The 11,368-nt window shown below is 28.2% G+C and carries 5 protein-coding genes; 2 read left to right on the forward strand and 3 right to left on the reverse strand.

Annotation, left to right across the window (positions count from 1 at the left end):
- Positions 1 to 34: 34 nt before the first annotated feature.
- Both pyk and JXZ91_RS03595 read right to left on the reverse strand, forming a co-directional pair.
- A complete protein-coding gene (pyk, locus tag JXZ91_RS01055) occupies positions 35 to 1,456 on the reverse strand; it encodes a pyruvate kinase (protein ID WP_205851159.1) in 1,422 nt (473 codons plus the stop codon).
- Between the two features lie 275 nt (positions 1,457 to 1,731).
- Positions 1,732 to 3,669 carry a S41 family peptidase gene (locus JXZ91_RS03595; RefSeq protein ID WP_205851160.1) on the reverse strand — a complete coding sequence of 646 codons (1,938 nt, stop codon included), beginning with the start codon at positions 3,667 to 3,669 and terminating at the stop codon, positions 1,732 to 1,734.
- A gap of 322 nt (positions 3,670 to 3,991) precedes the next feature.
- On the opposite strand from JXZ91_RS03595, the gene JXZ91_RS01065 reads away from it, so the two are divergent.
- On the forward strand, positions 3,992 to 5,452 hold the full coding sequence (locus JXZ91_RS01065; protein WP_205851161.1) for a DUF1846 domain-containing protein: 1,461 nt from the start codon (positions 3,992 to 3,994) through the stop codon (positions 5,450 to 5,452).
- A 21-nt stretch (positions 5,453 to 5,473) separates the two neighbouring features.
- Positions 5,474 to 6,658 carry a phosphopentomutase gene (locus tag JXZ91_RS01070; RefSeq protein WP_205851162.1) on the forward strand — a complete coding sequence of 395 codons (1,185 nt, stop codon included), beginning with the start codon at positions 5,474 to 5,476 and terminating at the stop codon, positions 6,656 to 6,658.
- 94 nt (positions 6,659 to 6,752) lie between these two features.
- On the opposite strand, the gene JXZ91_RS01075 is transcribed toward JXZ91_RS01070, so the two are convergent.
- Positions 6,753 to 11,368 (reverse strand): coiled-coil domain-containing protein (locus tag JXZ91_RS01075; RefSeq protein ID WP_205851163.1); only part of this gene is annotated, 4,616 nt, incomplete at its 5' end.

An 11,368-nucleotide genomic window follows, 5' to 3' on the forward strand; every position in this document is an offset into this window, starting at 1 on the left:
AATAAATGTGCTTGGTATTTTTATTTAAGTTAATTTAGTATTCATGTGAAGTAATATTTAAACTATCAACAACAATAAATTTATCACCTTTTTGGGCGCCATATGAATCTAGTACTTGACGTCCAGCATCATGATTAAATTTAATTAAAGCTCTAACTGCTTCTGAGTGCTTTTCACAAAATATACCCGCAGTAACTCCATAACTTCAAACTAGTCTATCATCACTGACTACACCAACAATATGAGCGTTTGGTCTATATTTAGCTACTTCTTTTAGTAATTTACCACTATGGCTTAAAACAATAGCATATTTATATTCGCCTCTTTGTAAAATTGAAGCCACTTCATAAGCTATTAACATTCTTGAATTTTGGTCATTAGCAACTTTTTGAATTTGTTTTTCATAAAACAATTCAGTAAAGTATTCTTTTTCAGCTCTTTTTGCAATGGTGGACATAGTTTTAACAGCTTCAATTGGATATTGTCCATTAGCTGATTCACCTGAAAGCATAACTGCATCAGCACCTAATTCAACTGCATAATAAACATCAGTAACTTCAGCTCTAGTTGGTAAGGGATTATTTTCCATTGAATCTAACATCTGAGTCGCCACTATTACTGCTTTGCCTTGAATTCTGGCTGCTCTAATAATTTTCTTTTGTCAATAAGGAACATCATAGTATGGAATTTCTAGCCCCAGATCTCCTCTAGCTATCATAACTCCATCTGATTCTCTAATAATTTCATCTATATTATTAATTGCTGTCTGTGATTCTATTTTAGAAATAATTTGAATATTTTGACCATTATTGTCATTTAGAATTTTTCTAATTTGTCTTACTTGATTAGCATTATTAACAAATGAAGCAGCAATATAATCAACTCGATATTGTGCTCCTCATTTGATGTCTTCTATATCTTTTTCACTAAGAAAAGGTAATGAAAAATCTACTCCTGGAATATTAACTCTTTTATTTGTTTTTAGTTTGTGTGCATTTATTGTTTCAACAATAACCTCTGCTGGTCTAATTTCTTTTACCACAGTTGATAATTTTCCGTCATCTAAAAGGACTTTATTTCCTTCTGAAACATCTAAGTCCATTCGATATGAAACACTAATTTCATTTTCGTTTCCAATTAAATTTTCATATGAGTTTTTATCAGTTTTAATTGAAAGAGTATGATTAGCTGGAATATAGCAAATTCCATCTTTGATTTTTCCTACTCTAATTTCTGGACCTTTAGTGTCTAACATTAAAGATATGGGACGATCAATTTCTGTCGAAATTTGTCTAGCTAAATCAAATTTCTTTTGGTGATCTTCTTTTGTTGAGTGTGAAAAGTTAGCCCTAACTGTTGTTACACCTGCTTCAATTAATGCTCTCATTGTTTCATAATTGTCACTAGCAGGACCTATTGTGGCAACAATTTTAGTTCTTTGTTCATTAAATTTCATTTCTTACCTTTCTTATTGCATGAATTATTGTGCTATATAAATATTTTATAACAATTTAGTTTTTATCTCGTTTAGTTAAGTTATTTAGTTCAATTTAAGACTAAGAATAAAATACCGCTTGATTAAATAAATTAAACGTGCCGCAAGTTAGCGGGCACGTCTCTTAAGTGAAATATCAAATGCAACACATTATTGTAAAATATAAATGTGGGGGCAGCTTGAATTTTCAATTCAGCAATGACAGACACTTGTCCGTCATTTTTTAAACTAAATTTTTAGCCTTTAATAATTTTGTCAATTGCGTCATAATCATAGAATTTATCATATTCTAATTCTACATCTGGGCTAACACCATCTACAATTGATTCATTTTTAGGACCAAATACTGCATTGTTTGGTGAAGAAATTGTTATTGTTGTACCATCAACTAATACAATTGTATTAGTATAATAAAAACCACCACCACCGGTTGTTTTACCAATTATTTTTGCAATACCCATTTCTTTAACAATACTTGTTATTTGGTTAGCAGCATTAAATGTATTTAAACTTACTAAAAGATGTCAATTATAGTTTTCATAAGCATCGTTTTCGTATTTCCCATCACCATCTGTATCAATTTGTCATTTAGTTAAAGAACCAGTTCTGTTTAAAACATCATATTCACGGTCTAAAATTGGTTTATCTGTCATGAATCCTAATGTTTTAACCATTGATATAAAACCATTACCATTATTGATTGATAAATCTAGAGCTATGTTCTTAATTTCTGGTTTAGCTCTTAGTTGGTTCATTAAGTGTCTCATTAAGAAATATGTGTCATGTTTTCAAGCATCTGGACCTTTAATTTGGTCTTTGGTTCCATATTCAAAACGTAATAGAGTTACAAATGCTGTGTTACCATGGAATCTAATGTAATCATCTGCTCCAAAGTCACTAATTTTTTTACCAAATTTAGTTTCAAATTTTTTGGTTAGCATTTCTCTATTTTTATAGAATCTATCACGGTATTCACCGTAGTCATCAGGACTTTTTAGTTTATCTCTTAAAACTTCATTTGGGTTTGATTCATAATATGAAAATGAATCCATTATTGTATGTAATCCGTTTAATTTTTTGTGGAATAAATTAATGTAAGCCTTGTTATATACTTGAGGATCAGTAGATAATAATTTAGCTTTTTCATCTTCACCTATATATTCTTCAAATGATTTAATTTTTTTGTGGTATTTTAGACCATAGAAATAATCCATTGTAAATAATAGGTGATTGTAGTTTACTTCTCTTTCTTTAGCAGTTGGTTGTTTACCATTTAGAGTTGCTACTTCTCTAATTCTTTTTCTAGCTTCATCTTCTGTTTTGCGAAATGTATCCATACCATCAACAATATTAGTGAATGTTACACCATTGTAATACAAATTTGTATAGTTTTGTGACATAAATAAAGTATTAAAAATGATATATGGCAATAAAACTTTGCCATCTTTATATAGAATGTCAAATTCATATTTATTTAAGTCAAATAAAACACCTTCGTCGTCTTCTCGTTTTTGTTTATGTTCATTTTTTAAGAATTGATCATCATCGGTTTGTTCTGGGAATTTTAAAATAGAAGAGAAAAAGATAGTGTTTGGTGTATGAATAGTATTTTTTTCTCAGTTAATTTCTAATCGATCTGGTGATCCACTACCATCACAATAATATACTTTTCTATTTCTGGTTTCATCAATTGCAGAAGTTATCTTAGAATTATCAATGTATCCATCTAGTGCTTTTAAAAATTCATCTACATCAACGTATGTAACTTCAGTTTGATTTTTAATATTATATGCTTTAACATTTTTTTCAGCAATTGTATATTCATCGTTGTAGTTCTTAAAACTAACGCTTTTTTCTTCGATTTCTATTTTGTTATCGTTTTCAGGGCTAGTATAATAATCTAATTGTTTTAGAATGTCTTTAATTTCTTTAGTTTGTTTTATTTTTTCAATTACTTTATCTTTTTGAGAAATTAATTTGTCTTTTTCTTGGATTTCTTTATTCTTAGATTCCAGTTCGGCTTGTTTTGTGTTAAGCTCTTCTTGTTTCTTTTTAAGTTCTTCTTTTAATTTTGGATCTTCACATCCAGCTGATAATAAAGCTGCTGGAACCACTAATCCAGTAGCTGCTGGTAAAATCGTAAATAATAATTTAGATTTAGTTGATTTTTTCATTTATTGTTTTATCCTCCTATATATATATATATATATATATTAAATTAAAGGTTATTTTTAATTTTAAAAAGATTTTTAATAAATTTTAAGCTTAAGCTCTTATTTTATTAACAAAATAAAAAATAAGACTGAATTAAACATATCTCCTATCAGTGGACTTCCACAAATGGAGGATATGTTTACATATGTCTGTTATTTTTGCATAAGAAACATATTTCACTTTTGTAGTAGCCCACAAGCAAAAGATATATTTGATTAATAATGATTTTAATCATTAAACCTTATAATTATTAAGTATATATTTTAGATATTGGAGATGTAAATGAAAATAGGTTTTGATAATGAAAAATATATTGATTTACAATCAAAAGAAATTTTAAAAAGAATTAATCAATTTGGCCAAAAACTATATTTAGAATTTGGTGGAAAACTATTTAATGATTTTCATGCTTCACGTGTATTGCCAGGTTTTAAGCATGATTCAAAAATTAAAATGCTTTTAAAACTTAAAGATATGGCCGAGGTTATTGTTGTTATATCAGCTAATGATTTAAAAAACCAAAAAATAAGATCAGATATAAATCTCACATATGAAGAAGATGTTTTTAGAGTAATCACTAAGTTTAAAAAATATAATCTAAGTCTTAATAGTGTAATAATAAGCCAATATGACAACTCCAAACCAGTTAAACAATTTATAAATAAATTAGAGAAGCATAATATCAAAGTTTATAAACACTATCGAATTAAAAATTATCCATACAATATAAAAACCATAGTTTCTAAAGATGGATATGGCAAAAATGAATATGCAGTTACTAACAAAAAACTAATTATAGTAACTTCACCAGGTCCCGGTTCAGGTAAACTAAGCGCTATATTATCACAACTATATCATGATTCCACACAGGGCATTAAATCTGGTTATGCTAAATTTGAAACTTTTCCAATTTGAAATTTAGATGTTAAGCATCCTATTAATTTAGCTTATGAAGCGGCCACTGTGGACTTAAACGATTATAATGTTGTCGATAGTTTTCATTTACAAAAATATGGCATTCAAAGCACAAGTTATAATCGTGATTTAGAAGCATTTCCAATTTTAAATAACTTATTAACTAACATATATAAAAAACCGCTTTATAACTCTCCTACAGATATGGGAGTTAATATGGCAGGTTTTTGTATAGTTGATAATGAAGAAGTGAGCCTAGCAGCTAAAAAAGAAATCATTAGGCGCTATTATCAAGCAATTATTAGCTATCAACAAGGTAGATATCCAAAGATTTACGTAAAAAGATTACTTAAGCTAATTAAAGAGAATAAAATTAATAGTAGCCTTGTCAAATCAATTAGAGCTGCAAATGAATTTAGCTTTAATAAGAATATTGTTTGTTCTGCAATTGAAATTAATTCCAAAACAATAATAATCGGCAAGGAATCAAAATTACTTAATTCTAATGCTGCAATGGTCTTAAATGCACTTAAATATTTTGCTAAAATTGACCAAGAAGTCGATGTGCTAGATCCTATGGCAATTGCTTTAACTCAAGAACTTAAAGAAAAGTTACATTATAATGATTTATCATTAGATCTAAAGGAAACACTTTTTGCTTTAGCTATAAGTGCTAAGACTTCATCAAGTGCTCAAGATGCACTAAACCAAATTAATAAGTTATCTGGTTTATGTGTGCATAGAACAACAATTTCTAGTAGTTCTGATAAAGAAATGTTTAAGAATATGGATATTCATTTAACAGAACAAACATTAGAATTTAAGTAAAATGATTTTTAGGAGAATAAGATGAAATTTAAACGTGTGTTTTTTATTGTTACAGATGGTTTAGGTATAGGATCCGAACCAAGACAAGAAGAATTTGGAGATAAGGGAGCCAATTCTTTATTACATGCCTCAGAAGCGCTGCCGCTGGAAATACCAACATGAAAATCTTTAGGTATTACAGAGATAGCTAAAATATCAGGACATGTAGCAAGAAATAAGCACCCATTAGCATATGTTGCCCAAATTCATGAGGTTTCTAATGGCAAAGATACTTTAACTGGGCATTGAGAAATGATGGGTATTTATACAAAAACACCAAATCCCCAATTTACTGAAAATGGTTTTCCAGAAGATTTAGTTAAAGAATTATCAAAAGCTTTTGACGGAAGAAAAATAATTGGCAATAGAAATGCCTCAGGAACTGTAATACTTGCTGAACTTGGACACCAACATATAGAAACAGGAGATATGATTATATATACCTCTCCCGATTCTACTCTTCAAATTATTGGCGATGAAAAAACGTTGGGTGTAGAAAAACTAAATGAATATGCCAAAAGAGCACGAGAAATTTGTTCTTCTAAACCTGAATGAAATGTTGCTAGAGTTATTTCTCGTCCATTTGTTTATGAAAATAATAAGTTTACTAGAACCTTCAATCGTCATGATTTTGCCAATAAACCTACTGGGCATATAATTATGGAAGATTTACAAAAAAAAGGAATTGAAGTAATTGCCGTTGGTAAAATTAGAGATATTTTTGCAGGAGTAGGAATCGATAAAGTTTATGGACCTGCTTCAGATGATGAAAATATGGATATAGCTATAGATATCGTTTCATCTAATTCAACAAATCAATTTATATTTATTAATTTAGTTCAATTTGACAGTCATTATGGTCATAGAGAAGATCCTATTGGGTATAGCCAAAACGTTTCAAGAATGGACATTAAATTAGCAAAGCTAATTAATGCCATGAAAAAAGATGATTTATTAATTATGACATCTGACCATGGTAATGATCCTACTTATGGTCCAGACCACACTAGAGAAGCTTTACCATTAACAGTTTTTTCTAAGTCATTTATTAAACCTAGAGTTTTAGGTCCTCTAAAAGGACTGGGAACTGCCGGCAATATTGTAGCAAGAAACTTTGGAGTTCCCACTGTTATGACTGGCGAAGATATTTTTGATGAGCTAATATAAGCATCATGTACAACTATTGCAAAGACCGCAATAGTTTTTTAATTACTTTTTTAGATAAAAAAACACCAAGAATTTCTTGGTGTCATTTGTAAGTTTATATTTCAATTTTTTCATTAGTAGATGGGTCAGTTATTACTATTTTTTTGTATACAGGACTAAATTGTCTATTAGGTCAAAGATTTTCTGGTTTTGAATTAATAGAATGCCAGTATCAAGAAATGAAATCATTTACTTCATGAGAGTGTGATCGTAATATCTCTGAATGATTTGGAACTTCTCTTCAGAAGTGACTTAAAGTTTGATAATAGCTTGAAAGATCACTTCAAGAATTAAATATTGATTCTATATTAATTTCATCTCTAGATCAAACTTTCATATTATTATTAACATTAATTTGAGCGGAAAATCTTTTCTCAAATTGAGTAAAATTATTGTCATATGGTTTACTTGTCCCACGAGTAATTTTTACTAAAAGGTCCTCAACATTGGCAAGTGTTCAAATGAAAGTATAAACTTGTAAGATTTTTCTAAAATGATTATGGAATATCATTGCCCCTACCATATTGTTAACTTCGACATTTTGATATTCATAAGTGCCGTCAGATTTTTTACCAACAATTATATTTATTGTTGTTTTGTCTCTTTTTTGAAAAATGGCAAAATTTGTATTTTCTAATTCAAAATCAAATTCTAAGTCTCTATATTTTAAACGAAGTGAACGACTAAAGTGTCGTAAAAGAGCAGGTTCTAACATTATTGTATTTCTAAATTCTTCTTCATTTCCAAGATTTACATTTGGATATTTTTGTACTATATCTCGTCAAATCAACTGTACTAGGCTTAGAGTATCTGTTGATAATTTATAGTCATCTACATCTAGGAATTGTTTATCCTTAAATGACTTTTGTCAAGACTGATCTTTATGGGTTCTAACTTCATCTCCAAATATAATTTCTAAATTATTTACTTTTTTACTTTTTGCTTTAAAGTAAACCATTAATTTACCTTCAATATCATTTGGTGACATATATTCAATACTAAATTCTAAATCACTTGTATTCTTAGGTGTATAAACATCACTATTTTGAACTTCAGAAGGATATTTATTTTGAGGTGTATTAAAAGGATCTATTAAGCCAATTTGAAGATCAGGGTTTTGTCTAATTTTTTCAATACCTTCTAGTGCTTTTTTAATTTCTTTGATTTCTTCAAGAAGTTTTTGGAATTTTTCAAATGTTTCTTTAAGTATTGCTGTGTTTAGTTCTGGTTGTTTTTCTGCAGAACCTATAACGGCAGCAAGATCATTATGTATTTGAAAAATTAATTTGTATAGAGGATGATTTGCATTAATTAATTTAGATAATTCATCATGAGATTTAGTATCTTTAATTTCTTTAAATTGTCTTAAGATATCTTTATAGATACCTTCAGCTCTGTCTCTTTCTTCAACAAAGAAAGTATTTTCTATATATTTAATAACTCCTTTATCGATTACTAATTCCTTGTGTAAATTTATTTGTTCTTGAACACTTTGTGCATTTTTAAACTTTTCGAAAAATGGTTTAAAGTGTTTATTCATTAAATAATCATGATCTCTATATTCTCATCTAACTCTATGTAATCTTCATATTTCTTCTAATATTGCATTTTGTCTATCAACAAAAGGTTTTAGGTAATTTTCTCATTCAGCTTTGGTTTCAATTTTGTAGAATTTTTTATTTTCAACTAAAAGATCTAATTCTTCAATCATTTGTCCTAGTAAATCAATTTTATGTAATTTAACATAACCATCAGCACCATAGAATTTAGAATAATTTTCTGAAGATGGACCAAAATTATGGAATCTTTTGCCATCTATTTCTCTAATGTCATTAAGAACATCAAAGTAAGTTATTAATGGTGAATAAAAAGCGCCTAATTCTTCCGTATATTTATTTTGAATATTTAAAGCGTCTAGTGTTCAAGCTTTAATTTGATCATGTTTTTTAGATATTTTATCAAGTTTATTTAAATAAGTATCTCATTGTTCAATTAAATCATGAAGATTTTGAACTGCTTGACCCTCTTGGGTTTGTTCATCTTTACCATCATCATATCTACCATTACTATTTTCATTATAATCTCTAAATAATTGCTTTAAGTCTAAGTCCGGATGTGCAAAGTGTGAAAATCTAGTGCCTAGCAATTGATTAACGCGAGTAAATATAGCAATTTTCATATCATGATGTTTTATACTTGAAGCTTCTCAAGGCATGTCTTTAAATACTAAAACATTCTTGAAAATATTATTTAAATTATCAATGGTTGTTTGCAATACTTCTTGATTTTGCTTAGATTCTATTTTAGCTTGTTCATAGATTGCTTTCATGTCATCTTCAGTATGATCTGAAGCTCTTAAAGCATTAATTTGATTTTTAAAGCCTTGTCTTTCTTTTTTATAAATAAAGAATGTTTCTTCATTTGCTTCATCATTTAATTTATCTAAATAAGTTTTTCTTTTGCCTTCGAATTCAATTAAATTAGTTAATTTTCTAATTAATTCTTTAACTTCATCTTCTTTGGCTAGCGAATCTATTTTAGCTTGTTTGTATTCTAATGATTCAGCTTTAGCTGTAGCTTGCTTAAATGAATTTAAATTTTGTTCTGCTTTTGTTTTAATTTCACTTATTTTAGTAATATCACCTGAATTTTCTCATTCGCTAAGTTCGTATTCAACAAGATTTTTTAGTACTTGAACAGCAGCATCATATATATCTTTAAATTGTTTTTTATTTGCTTCAAGAGTTACTTTTAATGAAGCTATTTTTTGTCTGGTATTATCAACATCTGCGCCAAATGTTACTAGTGCTGCTTTAATTTGAGCTTCATCTTTTAAATCAGCGTCAGCATTAATTTCATCAAGTAGTTTTTTAGCTTTATCATAAACTTTTTCTAAGTCTGGAATTGCTTTTTCTAATGGGTCAACTTTTAGTTTATGTTTTTCAACTTCTGCTACTGTTTTAGCAATTTCAGTTGTAACACTATTAATTTTTGCCAAAATATCTTGAATTCTTTTGGTTTTTGCTTCTAATTTATTCTTTATTGATTCAAGTTTTTCATCAACTGTTTCAATTAGTGTTTTTGATGAACTTTCAACAGCTGAATATTTCTTTTGAGCTGCATAATTTTTTGAATCTTCTGCTAAAAGCTTCAAGGCTTCTAAATCAGCTTTAGCTTTTTCTAATAAGTTTATTTTGTTTTGAGCCAAAGCGCTTTCAACAGAAGCTTTAATATCATTTCATTTATTTTGTGCTGTATTAAGTTTTCGCTCAGCAGTTTCTTTTATATCTTTTAGATTGTTATTTAATTCATTTTCCAGTATTTTTGAACTTGCAATAGTATTTTTAAAATTTTCTCATATTTGATTATCTAAAAGACCAATTTTTTGTATATCTTGAGCAGTCGTATTTGTATAAAGATTCGACATTTTTGAAATTGAATCTTTAAATGTAGGCAATTTTGCAGACAACTCATCATAATTGTCTTTTGCTAATTTGGCGGTTTCAGAATGAGTTTTATTTGCTTCCATTAGCTCTTTTATTTTTTCAATAATTTCTCTAATTCTAGTTTCTTCTGCATTCTTTTGTTTTTGAGCTTCTTTTAAAGCCTCTTTAATTTGTTCTAACAATACATCAGCTTTATCACTAGCTTCTTTATAAACTTTTTGTTGAATATTTAATTTAAGTTTATCTAAATTGTCCTTTTCTTTATTTAAGTCTTGGATAACTTTATTTAACTCCGCAATGTTATCTCCTGCATCTTTAGCTTCTTTAATTGCTTTTTTAACATTAGTTTCAATTGTACTTAAAGGAGTGTCAATTGCTCGCTTAGATTCTATTAGTTTATCTTTTAGATCATTAGCTATTATATTAGCAGAATTTATTAATTCTCCTAATTGTTTAGCTAATTCTTTTGCTTCAGGGTTTTTATCATCTTTATTAGCATTATAAATTGGGCGAGCATTAGATATAATATTAACTAAAGCACCCAAGTTTTGGTCTAATGGATCTATTGTTTCTTTTTGAGCTTCAGTATCTGCTTGTGCATTAGTTATTGCATCAATATGAGCTTGCAATAATTTTTTAAGACTTTCAACACGCTTATCTTCTTTATGTTGTTCTGATTGTAATTTAGCTCTTAAGTTAACTAATGCTGTTTCTATTTCTGTCTTGTTTTGATTCATCGAACCATCATTAGCGTGATATTCTTGAGCGTTAGCAGCAGTCTTAATTGCTTCAAGTTTAACTAAAGCACTTTCGTAAGCACTAATAGCGCCCTCAATTTTTTCAATTGAATTACCGCTTTCATCAGCAGCTTTTTTAGCATTTTTTAATTCAGTATTTTTTCAATTCTGATATGCTGTGTCATGAGTTTGTTTAGTAGTATTAATTCAGGTATTTATATCTTGAATTTTTTGATTTGCATTTTTAATAGAAGTATCTAGTTCTTCTAGTTTTTCTTTTAGTTTTAAAACAGCTTTATTTTGAGTGGTATTATTAGTTGTATAAATACCTAAAGAAGTGTCTTTTAGTGTTTTTAGCTGCTCAACATAATTAGAAAGTGAATTGTATTTATTTGAATAATTTCCAGCTTCTGCTATTTTATTATTTAAATTTCTTATAGCATCATTTAAAGTGTTTAGTACATCATCAATTCTTTGTTGTTCTGATT

The sequence above is a fragment of the Mycoplasma enhydrae genome (genome assembly GCF_017116825.1).
GTDB classification, from domain to species: domain Bacteria; phylum Bacillota_I; class Bacilli_A; order Mycoplasmatales; family Metamycoplasmataceae; genus Metamycoplasma; species Metamycoplasma enhydrae.